Origin of the sequence: Bacillus sp. FSL L8-0358 (assembly GCF_038593095.1) — a bacterium.
Classification (GTDB): Bacteria; Bacillota; Bacilli; order Bacillales; family Bacillaceae; genus Bacillus; species Bacillus subtilis.
This window is the reverse complement of record NZ_CP151962.1, coordinates 3,794,397-3,809,837: the sequence shown is the minus strand read 5'-3', so window position 1 is coordinate 3,809,837 and position 15,441 is coordinate 3,794,397. Positions and strand designations below refer to the sequence as shown.

Below are 15,441 nucleotides of genomic sequence, written 5' to 3'. Positions count from 1 at the left end.
GGGTTTTTATGTTTCACGTGTAACATATTCCGACAAATAGGGACAGGCTTTCACAAATAAATGGCGAATGATAGGGGACACTGATAAGCAGTGTGAGCGGCTTTGGAGAAAAAATAGGAGATCAGTGATACGATGAGGATGAGGTGGTAGGGATGGTTTCATTAAGTATATTAGATCAATCTCCAGTATCAGAGGGCAGCAATGCAGAAACGGCCTTACAGCAAACCGTTACGCTTGCCCAAGCTGCTGAGGACCTTGGATATAAGAGATTTTGGGTTTCTGAGCATCACTTTTCAAAACGGCTGGCAGGGTCCAGTCCTGAGGTGCTGATCAGTCATATAGCGGCGAAAACAAAGCGAATTCGTGTTGGATCAGGAGGAGTCATGCTGCCGCATTACAGTGCTTATAAAGTAGCTGAAAACTTTCGTGTTCTGGAGGGGCTGACACCAGGAAGAATTGACCTAGGGCTTGGCAGAGCACCGGGGGGAATGCCGATTGCATCATGGGCGCTGAATGACGGCGGTAAGCGCAATGCTGATCAGTATCCGCAGCAAATCAAGGAGCTGACCATGTATTTGCATGATTTGGCGGATGATAAACACCGTTTTCCGAATCTGACGGCTGCGCCGCATATTTCAACGGCTCCGGATGTGTGGCTGCTCGGCTCATCTGGAGAAAGCGCGCTGCTCGCCGCGGAATCTGGCGCTGGCTATATGTTTGCCCATTTTATCAATGGAGAGGGCGGAGAGGGTACTGTCAGACAGTATAAGAGACGATTCAAACCGTCTGTGTTAGGGGATACGCCCCGAGCGGCAGTTGCTGTTTTTGTTCTTTGTGCTGACACGGAGGAGAAGGCAGAGGAGCTTGGGGCTGTGCTCGATTTTACGCTTTTGGCAGGGGAGCAGGGTATTCCTTTAGAGGGAGTTCCTTCGTATGAAGCTGTTCGGAAAAATACGTATTCCCCTTATGAACAGAGACGAATTGCTGATAATCGAAATCGAATGATTGTTGGTACGAAAGAACAGGTTAAGGAGCAGCTGCTAGCTTTGAGTAAAGCGTATGAAACAGAGGAAATCATGGTGGTGACCATTACACATCATTTTGAAGACAAGCTCCGATCGTATCGCTTATTGCAGGAGGCGTTTGCTGACTGATCTTTAAAAAGCCCTGCCGATTCGGCAGGGCTTTTTCTTATTCAACAGTGAAAGGTTCTTCGGTCAAAACCTGGCTTGACTTGCCTTTGTTCGCGGCATATGCGAGCAAGTAATACTCTCCGGCCGGAAGTTTGGTTCCGTCATTAATCGTGCCGTCCCAGTCAAAGTACTGGTAACCTTTATCTTGGTTTTTATAAATGCCGGCTTGGCCTGCGAAATCAAGGTTGCTGTCATAGACGAGGAACGCCAGCTCTTCCGCTCCCGCAGGAAGGTAGGTTTCAATTTGATAGGTACCTTGTACAGACCCTTCGCTGACAGAGACAGATGTAACTCTCGGATAATCGGGCTCTTTCACAATCAGTAATGTAGGTACCTTAGCGACCGTTTTTCCGCCTTCTCTGACGATAACCGTTCCTTCATAGGTGCCAGCTTTTGTTTTCTTCGTATTGACCTTTACTTTAGCAGTGGCTTTCCCGGTTTGATGTGCCGGAATCACAACACGGCTTGTGCCGGATGTGGAGATGCCGCTGCCATTAAATGAGTATTCCAGTGTGTATGATTTTCTAATGGAAGATTGATTTTCAATCGTAAACGTTTCTTTTTTCGTTTCGTTTCCGTTTTCTTTCAAGAACGTGCCGTATGAATAGCTTCCAGGTGAGACGAGCGAATCGGCTTTGATCGCGTTCATGATTCTTGCGCTGCCTGCGCCTTGAGCGTTATGCGGATATACTTCCCCATCGCCATCCTTTAAAGTGACAGCGGTATTCATGATGGCGGCTTTAATCTGTTCAACGCTCCATTTTGGTTTGGCTTGTTTAATAACGGCAACCGCTCCGGCAATATGAGGCGATGCCATGCTTGTTCCTTGTTTTGATCCGTAGCCGTATGGATGGCCAGGATCGTGTGTTGGGATCGTGCTCACGATATTGACCCCTGGCGCCGAAATATCAGGCTTAATCATCCACGTATCCATAACAGGGCCGCGTGATGAGAAATCAGCCACTTGTTCACCGAGCGCTTTTGAGACCGTCAACTTGAATGTTGTTTTTGTCTCACCAGCTTTCAGGGCGCTGACGAGTTTTTCGCCGTCTTCTAATGAAAGTTTAATCGTTGGGACAGACATGCCTGGCACATTGGCTTCAATTTCTCCTGAGAGGTTGTTATACACAACCATGCCGATTGCACCGGCTTTTTTAGCGTTATCCGCTTTATCCACAAATGCAATGCTGCCTCGTTTGACAACGGCGACTTTGCCTGTCAGGTCTTTCCCTTCAAAATCCTTTTCTTCGCCGATTCCCGCTTCGACAAGCTCAATTTCTTTGTTATTGAGCGCTTTGACGTCGTCCTCTTTGTTATAGCCCATTACTTTTGCTGAAGAATAGGAGCCGAAAGTGACTGCGTATTCATTGAGCGGCAGCTGAGTCGCACCGACAGAAATCGCTTCTCTTGATGTGCCCGGCGATCCGACTGTCCAGCCGTTCGGTCCGCTGTTGCCGTTTGAGGTAACAGCGACAACGCCTTCTGACATGGCCCAGTCAAGCGCTGTGCTTGTCGCCCAGTCCGGGTTGTTTAAAGAGTTTCCGAGAGACAGGTTCATCACATCTGCCCCGTCCTGTACTGCACGTTCCACACCGGCGATGACGTTTTCCGTTGTGCCGCTTCCGCCAGGCCCTAACACACGATAAGCAAGAAGTGTGGCATCAGGCGCTACGCCTTTAATTGTTCCGTTTGCAGCCACAGTTCCGGCTACGTGTGTGCCGTGGTCAGTCGCTCCGCCCCTCGGATCGCCTGTTGGTGTTTCTTTTGGATCGTAATCATTGTCCACAAAATCGTATCCTTTATATTGTCCAAAGTTTTTCTTCAGATCTGGGTGATTGTATTCAACCCCAGTGTCAATAATCGCCACCTTGATGCCTTTTCCTGTGTAGCCTAAATCCCATGCATCGTTTGCTCCGATATAAGGCGCACTGTCATCCATTTGCGGAGATACGGCATCTTCGGAGATTGTGACGTCTTTATCCTTCATATTGTCTGTTTTATATGTGACGTTCGGGTACACTGCCTTCACGTCTTTTACCGCGAGAAGTTTTGGAATCTCATTAGCTGGAAGCTTCATAGAGAAGCCTGAGAAAACCTGCTCATATTCCCGGTTTACTTTTCCGTGTTTCACCGCTTTGATTGCTTTGTTTTTTGCTTTGGTGCGAGCGGTTTTCAGCTTGCTTTTCGATGGGCTTTCTCCCGCTTCCTTCGCTTCTGCCAAGGATTTTTCTTTTAATTCCACAATAACGGTTGTTTTTTTGCTTGTCGTCATGTCGATATCACCGAATACCTCGGCTTTTTCCAGATCAGCCGACGTTTTTGAAGAAGCCGGAGCTGCCTGGACGCCCGTAATACCTGTGGATAACGCAAAAAATAAGACGAAACTTACAAGCAGAAAGCGAATGATCCCCTTTTTCAATGTGTTTCCCCCTTTGTATTTAGAAAAAATGTGAAAGATCTAGTATATATTTCTTGAAAATTCAAAAAAATCCTTGTGTCATTTGGACCATTTATTGGATTTTATTTGTGTATAACGAAGGAGTTATACACAGAACCCTGTGTATAAGTGAATAAACCTGTGTATATATATAGTTAGGAATATACGTTCGTATACAAAATATAGATAGAGTTTGTGGACATGTGGATATCTCTTGTGATTAAGTTGTTCTTATCTTTGGGATAACTTGTGTATAAAGTTTTCAAAGCGGTTCTCCAATTTTCATTTCAATTCTTTCAGCTTTCAACAAAACTTCTAAAAACTAGTTGGTTTTTTCACTCATATTGTGACAAAGAATTCTCTTTCCACGGTCTATCATAGAGTCATGAGTTTTGCTAGAGCCGCTAGTTTGCGAGAAAAGAAATCGGCCGTCTTTTCTTGCGGGCTGCGGCTGAGAAAACGGGCTGCTAAAAAGGCTGCCTGCCAAAAAGAAGCGGAGGGATGTTTTTCTATGAAACGTTTGCTTGTATCTTTACGGGTGTGGATGGTCTTTTTGATGAACTGGGTGACGCCGGACAGAAAAACTGCGGCTGCCGCGGTCTATTCGGCTCAGCGTACATACCAAAGAAAGGCGGCTGTGCAGGCCGCAGGACTCGTTTCGTTTTATGAATGGCGGATGGCTGTGAATGAGGAAGAAAAGCAGAAAGCGAAAGCCGCCGCGCTTTATAAAAGAAGATGTTTGCAAGCTTTCAAGGAATCGCCAAAGCAGGAGAGAGCGGGCCCGCATCTTTACATGGCGGTCAAAAGGAGGTAAAATCCCAGTCAAAAGCAAATTGGCGGGAGAGATAACCTCTTGAAAATCTATAAAGTATTAAACAACAATGCGGCTTTAATAAAAGAGGATGATCAGGAAAAAATCGTGATGGGGCCGGGAATCGCTTTTCAAAAAAAGAAAAATGATCTCATCCCTATGAATAAAGTGGAAAAGATCTTTGTTGTGCGCGACGAGAATGAAAAGTTCAAACAAATCCTGCAAACACTGCCGGAGGAGCATATAGAAATAGCTGAGGATATCATCAGCTATGCGGAAGGAGAGCTCGCGGCGCCGCTGAGCGATCACATTCATATCGCGCTTTCCGACCATTTGTCCTTTGCGATCGAAAGGATTCAAAATGGGCTGCTTGTGCAGAATAAATTGCTGCATGAGATAAAGGCGCTCTATAAAAAAGAATACGAGATCGGCCTGTGGGCGATCGGACATGTAAAAGAGACATTGAGCGTGTCTCTGCCCGAAGATGAAGCGGGTTATATTGCCCTTCACATCCATACGGCGAAGATGGATGCGGAGAGCATGTATTCAGCGCTGAAGCATACGACCATGATCAAAGAAATGATAGAGAAAATAGAACAATACTTTAATCGAAAGGTGGATGAAAACAGCATTTCCTATCAACGCCTTGTCACGCATTTGCGATACGCGGTCAGCCGGTTGGAATCAAATGAAGCGCTCCATCGTATGGACGAGGAGATGCTTTATTTCATCCAAAAAAAGTATTCATTCGCCTATCAATGTGCGCTGGAGCTGGCGGAGTTTTTGAAAAATGAATATCAATTACATTTGCCGGAATCCGAGGCCGGCTATATCACGCTGCATGTCCAGCGTCTTCAAGATCTCTCGGAATAACCGCTTTGACTTGCAGGGAGTGATCTCTGGAAGTTTTTTTATTGATCAGGATTCAGTGTGTAGTACATCCAGCCCATCATAACTATTCCCGCGGTCAGATTGCCGAGCGTAACGGGGATTAAGTTTCTGACTGCTCCCATCAGTGTCACTGTATCAGGGTGCTCGATCAAAAGCGAGATGGCGAATGTGCACATATTGGCAATGCTGTGTTCAAAGCCGGAAATAAAGAAGCAGAAAACGAATAGCATCATGGTAAAAAGCTTTGCTCCTTCCCCTTTGAGAGACATTGGAATGAAAAAGGCGAGGCACACAAGCCAATTGCATAGCATTCCTCTGAAAAACAATTCGGAAGCCGGGGGTTCCATTTTGTGCTCTGCCAAATGAATAAAAAAGGAATGAACAGAAGGCTCCTCAAAAAGTCCCGTCGCGCTGATCAGGATGGCAAACAGAATGGCACCGATTAAATTGCCGGCATAGCTTGACATCCACAAGTATAGGGTGTCGCGCCAGCTGATTTTTTTCCGGAGCGCGGTGTAGGTGAAATAAAAGGTGTTGCCGGTAAATAAATCTCCGCCTCCGTAAGCAATCAGCAGAATAGCGGCCCCGAAAGTGACAGCAGCTGCCGGAAAGGCAAACGGAGAATCAGCCATAAAGAAATAGCTGCCTGTTTTGCTTGCGGCTGTAATGCCAAAACCAATAAACATACTGGCCAAAATGGACCGAAGCACATAACGGATTTTGCTTGAAGCGAATATGTTTTGTTTTTTCAAAGCATACTGTTCAACCTTTTGCAATGCTTGAGTTTCCATTGTCTTTTCCTGCTTTCTTTCATGATTGAGCATAGTATAGCATGATATTGTGAAGTATTTCACAATTAATTTTTACGAATTTTTGTCTAGATGTTTTATCAAACTATTTAACTAAAAAAATAGTTGACGAAAACGCTGTCATGATTTATGATGAAAGCGTATTCTTAATCTGAATAAGCGGGATTGTGACTGGTAAAGCAGGCAAGACCTAAAATTTGCGTAAATGAAAAAGGATCGCTGTGTCCTTTATTCGTTGGCGAATTTTAGGTCTTTTTTGTTTAAATAAAAGGGGGAGAAATAGATGGATTACAAAGAGACTGCAAAACGCCTCATTGAGCTTCTCGGAGGGAAAGAAAATATTATCAGCGCGGCTCATTGTGCAACAAGACTGCGTTTAGTGATGAAAGATGAATCAAAGATAGATCAAGCACAAGTAGAAGAGCTTGATGGCGTCAAAGGGGCTTTCAGCAGCTCTGGCCAGTACCAGATCATTTTCGGAACAGGCCTTGTGAATAAAGTATTCGATGCCTTTTCTAAAGAAGCTGATATTGAGCGTGAAGAACACGTCAATCATCAGGATGCGGCAAAAGAAAAGCTGAATCCCGCCGCGAGATTTGCGAAAACGCTTTCTAATATTTTTGTTCCAATCATCCCGGCTATTGTAGCCAGCGGCCTATTAATGGGATTGCTGGGTATGATCAATGCGTTTCATTGGATGAGCAAGGATTCTGCGCTTTTGCAGCTGCTTGATATGTTTTCAAGTGCAGCATTCATTTTCTTGCCGATTCTAATCGGGGTCAGCGCTTCAAAAGAATTTGGCAGCAACCCGTACTTGGGAGCGGTCATTGGGGGAATCATGATTCATCCAAACCTTTTGAATCCATGGGGTTTGGCTGAAGCGACACCTGATTATATGCATCTTTTCGGATTTGATATCGCGCTTCTCGGCTACCAGGGAACTGTTATCCCTGTCCTGCTTGCGGTATATGTGATGAGCAAGGTAGAGAAATGGACGAGAAAAGTGGTTCCACATGCGGTAGATTTGCTTGTTACACCATTTGTTACTGTGATTGTCACCGGGTTTGTTGCTTTTATCGCGATTGGCCCTCTGGGCAGGGCGCTTGGCTCCGGCATTACGGTTGCTTTAACTTATGTATATGACCATGCCGGTTTTGTGGCAGGTTTGATTTTCGGGGGCACGTATTCACTCATCGTGCTGACAGGTGTTCATCACAGCTTCCATGCGATTGAGGCGGGGCTAATTGCAGATATAGGCAAAAACTACTTGCTGCCGATCTGGTCAATGGCGAATGTCGCACAGGGCGGGGCAGGTCTTGCCGTCTTCTTTATGGCGAAAAAGGCAAAGACAAAAGAAATCGCGCTTCCAGCAGCATTTTCCGCTTTTCTCGGCATTACTGAGCCCGTCATATTCGGAGTCAATCTTCGCTACCGAAAACCGTTTATCGCCGCGATGATCGGAGGCGCATTGGGTGGGGCATATGTCGTCTTTACACATGTAGCTGCAAACGCTTACGGTTTAACGGGAATTCCGATGATCGCCATTGCGGCTCCGTTTGGCTTCAGCAACTTGATTCACTATCTGATTGGCATGGCGATTGCAGCAGTGTCAGCGTTCATTGCAGCATTTGTCATGAAGATTAATGAGGATGAGGAGAGGAAAAAATGACAGCACATGATCAGGAGCTTCGTCGCCGGGCTTATGAAGAAGTGGAGAAAAAAGAGCCCATCGCTAACAGCGATCCGTACCGCCAGCATTTTCACATCATGCCGCCGGTTGGGCTGCTGAATGACCCGAATGGCGTGATTTATTGGAAGGGCATCTATCATATATTCTTTCAGTGGCAGCCGTTTCAGACAGGGCACGGCGCAAAATTTTGGGGGCATTATACGACACAGGATGTTGTGAATTGGAAGCGGGAAGAGATTGCGCTGGCTCCGAGTGATTGGTTTGATAAAAACGGCTGCTACTCGGGCAGCGCTGTCACGAAAGACGATCGGCTCTATCTGTTTTACACAGGAAATGTCAGGGATCAGGATGGAAATCGGGAAACGTATCAATGCCTTGCTGTTTCTGACGACGGGCTGTCCTTTGAGAAAAAGGGTGTTGTCGCCCGCCTTCCGGAAGGATATACGGCGCATTTTCGCGATCCGAAGGTATGGGAGCATGAAGGCACATGGTATATGGTGATTGGTGCGCAAACAGAGAATTTGAAAGGGCAGGCTGTATTGTTTGCTTCTGATAACCTGACAGAGTGGAGATTTCTTGGCCCGATAACCGGCGCGGGCTTCAACGGGCTGGACGATTTTGGATACATGTGGGAATGCCCTGATTTGTTTTCCCTTCAAGGATCGGATGTGCTGATTGTTTCGCCTCAAGGGCTTGAGGCTGACGGTTTTCGTTATCAGAACGTATATCAATCAGGTTATTTTGTCGGCCGTCTCGATTATAACAAGCCTGAACTGAAGCATGGTGAATTTACGGAGCTTGATCAAGGTTTTGATTTTTACGCGCCGCAAACACTTGAAGACGATCAGGGAAGGCGGATTTTGTTTGCATGGATGGCGGTGCCTGATCAGGATGAAGGGTCCCATCCGACCATTGACTGCCACTGGATTCACTGCATGACGCTGCCGAGACAGCTGACGCTTTCAGGCCAGAAGCTGATTCAGCAGCCGCTGCCTGAGCTAAAAGCCATGCGCAGAAATGAGAAAAAAATACACATCAACATGCATGGATCATCTGGTGCGCTTCCGGTGGAAAAACCTGAAAGAACTGAGATTCTGCTGGAAGACATTCATACGGAGTCTGGCTTTTCAATCAGTATCCGCGGAACGGCTACGTTTTCCTTCCATAAAGACGAGGGGATTGTTACGCTGGAACGAAAGAGCTTTGACGGAAAAAGAACAGAAGCGAGACATTGCCGCATCAAGGATTTGCATACCGTACACATGTTTCTCGACGCGTCATCTGTGGAAATCTTTATAAATAACGGAGAAGAGGTCTTTAGTGCGAGATATTTTCCTTTCCCGGGAAATCATGAAGTAACAGCCAGTGCGACCGGGAAATCTGAAATGAATGTCGGAATTTGGACACTTATGTAGAAAATCCTTCTATTTTCTTATGTGAAATCTGAGCCATCTGTGCTATTCTTCAACGATAACCTACTATTTTTTTCTGTAAAAGGAGTTGTTTTCTTGAATATACATGAACAGAAGATAACACCGGAATGTTTGGAAAAGGCTGCTAACCAAGTTGAAGATAAGCGAGAAGAATATAAGGATGTGCTGCTTCAGCTGAAAAAAATGCTTGGCGGAACAACGCCGCACAGTGAAACGGCGGAAATTCTCACACGGGCATATGAACAAATGAAGGAATATGCACTTTTTGTTCAGTCGATAGAAACATTTTTGAGGAAATCTGCAAACAATTTAAAAATCAAATAAACAGGCTGCCGATGGGATCGGCAGTTTTTTCTGTGAAAAGTCTTCGGTGATTTAAAAAGGGCTGCCTCTCTGTAAGGCAGCCCCTTTTTTTATGATTGTTGATTCAGGCGCAGTGCAGAATGCTTCGTAGGACCAACATACTGGTTTAGCGGGAAGGATTCTTTAATGGCTGCTGTGATGAATTCTTTCGCTGCGTAAATGGCTTCTTTGACTTCCGCACCTTTGGCAAGCTCCGCTGTCACGGCTGCTGAGAATGTACAGCCTGCGCCATGTGTATAAGGCGTATCGATCATTTCGCTTTCAAGGACTTCCGCTGTTTCTCCATCATAGAGAACATCAACGGCTTTCTCGTGTTTGAGTTTGCCTCCGCCTGTAATGACGACATATTGAGCGCCGAGTGCGTGAATTTTTTTCGCGGCTTCGATCATATCGTCAACTGTTTTTAGTTCATCCATGCCGCTGAGCTGGCTGGCTTCAAACAAGTTTGGCGTAATGACAGTGGCTAGCGGAGCCAATTGCTCACGCAGGGCTTGGGCGTGCTCCGGATAAAGGACTTCATTAGCACCTTTGCAAACCATAACCGGGTCAATTACCACATTTTTTAATTGTTTTTCTTTGATCGTTTTTGCCGCAAGCTCGATAATATCAACGGTTGGCAGCATTCCTGTTTTCATGGCGTCCACACCGATGCCGTCCGTAATTGTTGCAAGCTGGGCGCGGATTGTATCAGTATCGATCGGGAATACCTTATGGTCCCAGCTGTTGTTTGGGTCCATCGCAACGATCACCGTTAAGGCGGTCATCCCGTATACGTTTTTTTCTTGAAATGTTTTTAAATCAGCTTGAATCCCAGCACCGCCGCTGGAATCTGAGCCGGCAATGGTGAGTGCTTTGTGCATAGACATGTCTTGAACCTCCATCGTGTTTTGTCTTTCATTATAGTTAGATTTTCTCTGTATCACAATATAGAAGGCTTAGCAATTCATCTAGTATTTTCATTAGCACCTTATCCTGTTTCAGTAGGATATTCCCACTGATCTCCCGTCCAATATATGTTTTAATAGTACATGACTATGAAAATGAGAAGGAGAGCATCATGAAGATTTCTATCGTAATTGTGACCTATAATCGGATTCCGGCTTTGTGTGAGCTTTTGGAGTCGATTTCCCGCCAGACCTTGAAGCCGTATGAAATTATTATTGTGAATGATGCCGGGGAATCGGTCGTGCCGGTCAAAGCACTGTATCCGGAGCTGCCGATTGCTGTCATCAATTTAGAAAAGAACTCGGGGCATGTGGCTGCGAGAAATGCCGGTGTAAAAGAGGCGTCTGGGGATTGCATTATGCTGTGTGATGACGATGATTTCTTTACGCCAGGGCATATCGAGAAAATGGCAAAGGAAATAGAAACGGCAGACTTCGTTCATTCTGATGCGGAAATAGTTTCGTTTGAAGAGAAAAACGGAACAAGATATCCAGTGTCACGGAAATTGTTTGCTTATACCGCTGACTATGAGGATATGAGAGTGTTTTCTACATACGTGCCGTCGGGCAGCATGTACAGACGTTTTCTGCATGATGAAATCGGGTATTTCGATGCTGATGTGCACAATTACTGGGATTGGGATTTTTATTTACGTGTGGCCAAGGATTACCGGGTGAAGCGTGTCCCTTGCGCCAGTGTGATTTATGCCTTCAGTGACGCGGGAGACAATCAGTCTGCGGACCTTGGCGCCAAGCGGAAGCAATATTTGGATCGTTTAAGTGAAAAGCACGGACTCGGGGAGCTGCCGACGAAAAACTTTGCCGTCCTGCTTGAAGAGCCTGAGATGAAGAGGCGGGAAGCAAAAAGTGAAATGGTTTGGGATGGCGAGCCTGTCTATTCCAGACTTCATCGTTCGTAAGGGGGCCTGAATCTTGAAACAGCTTTTACAAGACAGCTGGTGGAATCAGCTAAAGGAAGAGTTTGAGAAACCGTATTATCAAGAGCTCAGAGAAATGCTGAAGCGGGAATACGCGGAGCAAACGATTTATCCGGACAGCCGGGATATTTTCAATGCGCTGCATTATACATCATATGATGATGTCAAGGTCGTCATTCTGGGACAAGATCCGTATCACGGGCCGGGACAGGCTCAAGGTTTAAGCTTCTCCGTAAAGCCGGGTGTAAAGCAGCCGCCTTCGTTAAAAAATATTTTTCTTGAGCTGCAGCAGGACATCGGGTGCAGCATCCCAAATCACGGATCGCTTGTGAGCTGGGCAAAGCAAGGGGTTCTTTTGCTGAATACTGTGCTGACAGTAAGGCGCGGACAGGCGAATTCCCATAAGGGTAAAGGCTGGGAGCGACTGACGGACCGAATTATTGACGTGCTGAATGAAAGGGAGCGGCCGGTTATCTTTATTTTATGGGGACGGCATGCTCAAATGAAAAAAGAACGGATCGACACCTCCAAGCATTTTATCATTGAATCGACGCATCCCAGCCCGTTTTCGGCGAGAGACGGATTTTTCGGGAGCAGACCGTTTTCCCGGGCGAATGCCTATTTGGAGAAAATGGGAGAGGCGCCGATTGATTGGTGTATTAAGGATTTGTAAAAAGCGCAGGTTATCTGCGCTTTTTTATTTGAGTATTTTTCGAATCATTCGTAGCCCGTTTTTGGAGGAAGGATAACGAAATGCGAAGTCGAAGCGGTTCGTTTGTTTGACGACGCTTTTTTTGTGCGTGAATGTGTTAAAACTGTCAAACCCGTGATAGCTGCCGATGCCGCTTTCCCCGACGCCGCCGAATGGCAAATACGGCGTCGCCACATGCATTAAAGTATCATTGACACAGCCCCCGCCAAACGACAGATTTCCTAAAACAGCGCGCTCAATTTCTTTGTTTATGGTGAAGAGATACAGGGCGAGCGGCTTAGGGCGCGATTGGACTTTTTCAATGACTTCCCCGATATTGCGGTATGTAAAGAGCGGAAGAATCGGCCCGAAAATCTCCTCCTGCATCACTGGAGAGTCATCTCTCACTTGTTCGAGAATGGTCGGCGCAATTTTGTGATGATTGGGATCAGATTGTCCGCCTGTGAGTGGGATGCCGTCATTCAGAAAGCTGAGCAGCCGCTGATAGTGGCGCTCACTGACGATTTTGCCATACTGCGGATTCTGTTCCGGCTGAGGGCCGTAAAATTCTATGATCGCACGCTTCATTTCTTCTGTGAGCTTCGTTTTGATGTCCTCGTGTACAAATAAATAATCCGGTGCGATGCAGGTTTGTCCCGCATTTGTAAATTTCCCGAAGACGATGCGTTTGGCGGCAAGCTGAATGTCAGCATCTTTATGGACGATGCAGGGGCTTTTGCCGCCGAGCTCCAAGGTTACGGGAATTAATTGTTTAGCGGCGGCCTCCATGACGATTTTTCCTACAGCTACACTGCCTGTAAAGAAAATGTAGTCAAAGGGCTGCTGTAATAATGCTGTGCTGACGTCGGGCCCGCCTTCTGCCATAGCGACATAATCGGTCGGAAAAACGCTGCTGATGAGTTTGGAAAGAATAGCAGAAACAGCCGGCGTATATTCTGATGGCTTGAGAACGACCGTGTTCCCCGCCGCAATGGCTCCAATCAACGGAGAAAGCGCCAGCTGCAAGGGATAGTTCCAAGGCGCAATCACCAAAACGGTTCCATACGGCTCAGGAATGATGATGCTTTTAGAGCCTAGATGAGTCAGCGGCGTTTTGACTCGTTTCGGCATGGACCATTTTCTCAGCCGTTTCATGACAAAGCTGATTTCCTCCAAGACGATTCCGATTTCTGTTGAGTATGCTTCTTGCTCGGATTTGTGGAGATCCTGGTAGAGAGCGGCTATGAGATCGGCTTCATGAGTTCTGACGGCTTGTTTCAGCTTCCGCAAAATGTTCAGTCTCGATTCAAGCGGTCTCGTATGTCCCGCCGCAAAATAGGCTTTATGCTTGCTGATGATAGAGGGGATGCTGTTCATTCCGTCTCTCCTTTTTGTAAGGTATGGTGATTTATTATGTGAAAAATCTCTTCTGCTTGTCAATCGCAAGGTTTGTCAGAAAAAATAACAAACTCATATCTGCGTTTACAGCAGGAATTTGATAAAATGCAGGAAGACAACATTTATTTTTTTGGAGGGTGCTTCATGAACATTCATATATCTGCATTAATTCAAAAGATGGAAGAGGAGCTGAAAAAAGCAAAAACAGCTGAACGGGATGAGGAGCTGAAGCGTTATGTAGCGGTTGTCCGTTCTCTGTGTGATGTCGTGCTTGATCAGCCGGAGAACGCGAGCGGGCCTCGCATACAGCCGAGCGTTACGACAAGTCCTGCCGCGCCGCCATCGACAGACCAGCTGATGATGGAAAAAATGATGGGGAGCGCGGGATTAAACAAATATCGAAAGCAAGAAAAAGAGAAGCAGGAAGAGGATGGAAACGGAGAGTCTTTATTTGATTTTTAAAGAGAGAGGTTGAGCTTACGTGAAATTGGTTCTTGGCGCGCTGCAATGGACAGCGTTTATTATTGCTGCGGCGATAGTTGTTCCGGTGGCGGTTGCCCAGTCGTTCCATCTGAATCACTCAGATTCTGCAAGATTGATTCAAAGCACTTTTTTTGTACTGGGAATTGCCGCCGTCATTCAGTGTTTGAAAGGCCACAGACTGCCGATTAATGAAAGCCCAGCCGGCTTGTGGTGGGGAGTGTATACGATCTACGCAGGGCTGACGGGAACTGTGTTTGCGACATATGGAGACACACTGCGGGGGTTGCAGGGAGCTCTTCTTGTAAGCGCTGTATGTTTCTTTTTGTTAAGTGTTTTCAAGGTCATTGACAGACTTGCAAAATTGTTTACTCCGGTTGTAACGGGCGTCTATTTATTGCTTCTTGTCATGCAGCTGAGTCAGCCCATTATAAAAGGAATTCTCGGAATCGGTTATCGACAGGACGGGGTGGACGGTCTTGTATTTGGCCTGGCGCTTGTTGTGATCGCTGCCGCCTTTATAATGACAAATTCGAACATCATGTTTTTTAAGCAATATTCTATTTTATTAGCCTTGTTCGGCGGGTGGGTGCTGTTTGCGGCTGCCGGAGCGGCAAAGCCGATTGAAATGCCGGACCGGCTGTTTCAGCTGCCTTCCCTGTTTCCTTTTGGGACCCCGTTATTTAACAGTGGCCTGATCATCACTTCTATTTTTATTACCATCTTGCTGATCGTGAATATGCTGGCGAGCATGAAGGTCGTGGACATCGCCGTGAAAAAATTCAGCAAACAGCCTGATGGAAAGCATCATGAACGCCATGCCGGTTTTGCCGCTTCATTCAGCCATCTGCTTAGCGGTTTGACGGGAGCTATTGCGCCTGTTCCGATTTCGGGAGCCGCGGGTTTTATTGAAACGACCAAAATGCCTTCTAAAAAACCGTTTATGCTCGGCAGTATTCTGGTTATCGTGATCAGCGTGATCCCGTTTTTTATGAATACGTTTGCGAGCCTGCCGTCACCCGTTGGATTTGCGGTGAATTTTGTTGTGTTCTCCGCAATGGGCGGTCTGGCCTTTGCCGAATTTGATTCATATGAGAAAGAAGAATCAAAAAGGGTGAGGTCTATCATCGGCATCTCGCTGCTGACAGGGGTCGGTATCATGTTTGTTCCTGAAACTGCGTTAAAGGGATTGCATCCGGTATTTATTTCTCTATTAAGCAACGGGCTCGTATTAGGGACGCTTGCTGCAATAGCAGCTGACCAGTTCCAGCTTTGGCGCAGGAGAAAATCCGACAATCTCGTGTCAACAGAGAACAAACATTGAATTTTGGTGCAGGTGCGATAAGATAAATGATATGAGTTT

Annotated in this window: 14 protein-coding genes; 10 read left to right on the top strand and 4 right to left on the bottom strand. The window is 46.3% G+C overall.

The window, feature by feature from the left end; all coding sequences use genetic code 11:
* Positions 1 to 152 precede the first annotated feature (152 nt).
* Positions 153 to 1,154 (top strand): LLM class flavin-dependent oxidoreductase, encoded by a 1,002-nt coding sequence (locus NYE49_RS19555; RefSeq protein ID WP_047183380.1) that lies wholly within the window; start codon positions 153 to 155, stop codon positions 1,152 to 1,154.
* A 37-nt stretch (positions 1,155 to 1,191) separates the two neighbouring features.
* Here the strand turns inward: NYE49_RS19555 and vpr are convergent, their stop codons facing one another.
* Positions 1,192 to 3,612, bottom strand: coding sequence for a serine protease Vpr (gene vpr, locus NYE49_RS19550; protein WP_342410662.1), 2,421 nt, complete (start codon positions 3,610 to 3,612; stop codon positions 1,192 to 1,194).
* Between the two features lie 529 nt (positions 3,613 to 4,141).
* Between vpr and NYE49_RS19545 the strand changes: the two genes are divergently transcribed.
* Positions 4,142 to 4,444 carry a hypothetical protein gene (locus NYE49_RS19545; RefSeq protein ID WP_003222155.1) on the top strand — a complete coding sequence of 101 codons (303 nt, stop codon included), beginning with the start codon at positions 4,142 to 4,144 and terminating at the stop codon, positions 4,442 to 4,444.
* A gap of 39 nt (positions 4,445 to 4,483) precedes the next feature.
* Positions 4,484 to 5,314: a sac operon transcriptional antiterminator SacT gene (sacT, locus tag NYE49_RS19540; RefSeq protein ID WP_123374231.1), complete on the top strand. Its 831-nt coding sequence runs from the start codon at positions 4,484 to 4,486 to the stop codon at positions 5,312 to 5,314.
* Positions 5,315 to 5,352: 38 nt separating this feature from the next.
* On the opposite strand, the gene NYE49_RS19535 is transcribed toward sacT, so the two are convergent.
* Positions 5,353 to 6,123 (bottom strand): formate/nitrite transporter family protein, encoded by a 771-nt coding sequence (locus tag NYE49_RS19535; protein ID WP_123374230.1) that lies wholly within the window; start codon positions 6,121 to 6,123, stop codon positions 5,353 to 5,355.
* Positions 6,124 to 6,424: 301 nt separating this feature from the next.
* Here NYE49_RS19535 and scrA point away from each other — a divergent pair, with 301 nt between their 5' ends.
* The 3 genes from scrA (at position 6,425) to NYE49_RS19520 (ending at position 9,588) form a co-directional block, all read left to right on the top strand.
* Positions 6,425 to 7,810: a PTS system sucrose transporter subunit IIBC gene (gene scrA, locus NYE49_RS19530; protein WP_003227426.1), complete on the top strand. Its 1,386-nt coding sequence runs from the start codon at positions 6,425 to 6,427 to the stop codon at positions 7,808 to 7,810.
* Entirely contained in the window at positions 7,807 to 9,246 is a 1,440-nt protein-coding gene (sacA, locus tag NYE49_RS19525) for a sucrose-6-phosphate hydrolase (RefSeq protein ID WP_268555993.1), read from the top strand. Before scrA ends, sacA begins: the two co-directional genes overlap by 4 nt.
* A 93-nt stretch (positions 9,247 to 9,339) precedes the next feature.
* Complete coding sequence (locus NYE49_RS19520; RefSeq protein WP_003243437.1) at positions 9,340 to 9,588, top strand: hypothetical protein; 249 nt, start codon at positions 9,340 to 9,342, stop codon at positions 9,586 to 9,588.
* An 89-nt stretch (positions 9,589 to 9,677) separates the two neighbouring features.
* On the opposite strand, the gene NYE49_RS19515 is transcribed toward NYE49_RS19520, so the two are convergent.
* Positions 9,678 to 10,493 (bottom strand): bifunctional hydroxymethylpyrimidine kinase/phosphomethylpyrimidine kinase, encoded by an 816-nt coding sequence (locus NYE49_RS19515; RefSeq protein ID WP_123374228.1) that lies wholly within the window; start codon positions 10,491 to 10,493, stop codon positions 9,678 to 9,680.
* A 191-nt stretch (positions 10,494 to 10,684) separates the two neighbouring features.
* On the opposite strand from NYE49_RS19515, the gene NYE49_RS19510 reads away from it, so the two are divergent.
* Both NYE49_RS19510 and NYE49_RS19505 read left to right on the top strand, forming a co-directional pair.
* Positions 10,685 to 11,491 carry a glycosyltransferase family 2 protein gene (locus NYE49_RS19510; RefSeq protein WP_069703977.1) on the top strand — a complete coding sequence of 269 codons (807 nt, stop codon included), beginning with the start codon at positions 10,685 to 10,687 and terminating at the stop codon, positions 11,489 to 11,491.
* A gap of 13 nt (positions 11,492 to 11,504) precedes the next feature.
* Complete coding sequence (locus tag NYE49_RS19505) at positions 11,505 to 12,182, top strand: uracil-DNA glycosylase (RefSeq protein ID WP_047183374.1); 678 nt, start codon at positions 11,505 to 11,507, stop codon at positions 12,180 to 12,182.
* Positions 12,183 to 12,206: 24 nt separating this feature from the next.
* Here the strand turns inward: NYE49_RS19505 and NYE49_RS19500 are convergent, their stop codons facing one another.
* Complete coding sequence (locus tag NYE49_RS19500) at positions 12,207 to 13,577, bottom strand: aldehyde dehydrogenase (RefSeq protein WP_047183373.1); 1,371 nt, start codon at positions 13,575 to 13,577, stop codon at positions 12,207 to 12,209.
* 165 nt (positions 13,578 to 13,742) lie between these two features.
* Between NYE49_RS19500 and NYE49_RS19495 the strand changes: the two genes are divergently transcribed.
* The gene (locus NYE49_RS19495; RefSeq protein ID WP_015483860.1) at positions 13,743 to 14,060 is read left to right on the top strand and encodes a YwdI family protein; all 318 of its coding nucleotides are present in this window, start codon (positions 13,743 to 13,745) and stop codon (positions 14,058 to 14,060) included.
* A gap of 19 nt (positions 14,061 to 14,079) precedes the next feature.
* Positions 14,080 to 15,402, top strand: a complete 1,323-nt coding sequence (locus NYE49_RS19490; RefSeq protein WP_021480922.1) for a purine/pyrimidine permease — start codon at positions 14,080 to 14,082, stop codon at positions 15,400 to 15,402.
* Positions 15,403 to 15,441: the final 39 nt, after the last annotated feature.

What these genes read in the sequence shown, in the direction of transcription:
- sacA (WP_268555993.1), top strand. Translation starts at nt 7,807, where the DNA reads ATGACAGCACATGATCAGGAGCTTCGTCGCCGGGCTTATGAAGAAGTG.
- NYE49_RS19535 (WP_123374230.1), bottom strand. Translation starts at nt 6,123, where the DNA reads ATGGAAACTCAAGCATTGCAAAAGGTTGAACAGTATGCTTTGAAAAAA.
- scrA (WP_003227426.1), top strand. Translation starts at nt 6,425, where the DNA reads ATGGATTACAAAGAGACTGCAAAACGCCTCATTGAGCTTCTCGGAGGG.
- NYE49_RS19515 (WP_123374228.1), bottom strand. Translation starts at nt 10,493, where the DNA reads ATGTCTATGCACAAAGCACTCACCATTGCCGGCTCAGATTCCAGCGGC.
- NYE49_RS19510 (WP_069703977.1), top strand. Translation starts at nt 10,685, where the DNA reads ATGAAGATTTCTATCGTAATTGTGACCTATAATCGGATTCCGGCTTTG.
- NYE49_RS19500 (WP_047183373.1), bottom strand. Translation starts at nt 13,577, where the DNA reads ATGAACAGCATCCCCTCTATCATCAGCAAGCATAAAGCCTATTTTGCG.
- NYE49_RS19495 (WP_015483860.1), top strand. Translation starts at nt 13,743, where the DNA reads ATGAACATTCATATATCTGCATTAATTCAAAAGATGGAAGAGGAGCTG.
- NYE49_RS19555 (WP_047183380.1), top strand. Translation starts at nt 153, where the DNA reads ATGGTTTCATTAAGTATATTAGATCAATCTCCAGTATCAGAGGGCAGC.
- NYE49_RS19545 (WP_003222155.1), top strand. Translation starts at nt 4,142, where the DNA reads ATGAAACGTTTGCTTGTATCTTTACGGGTGTGGATGGTCTTTTTGATG.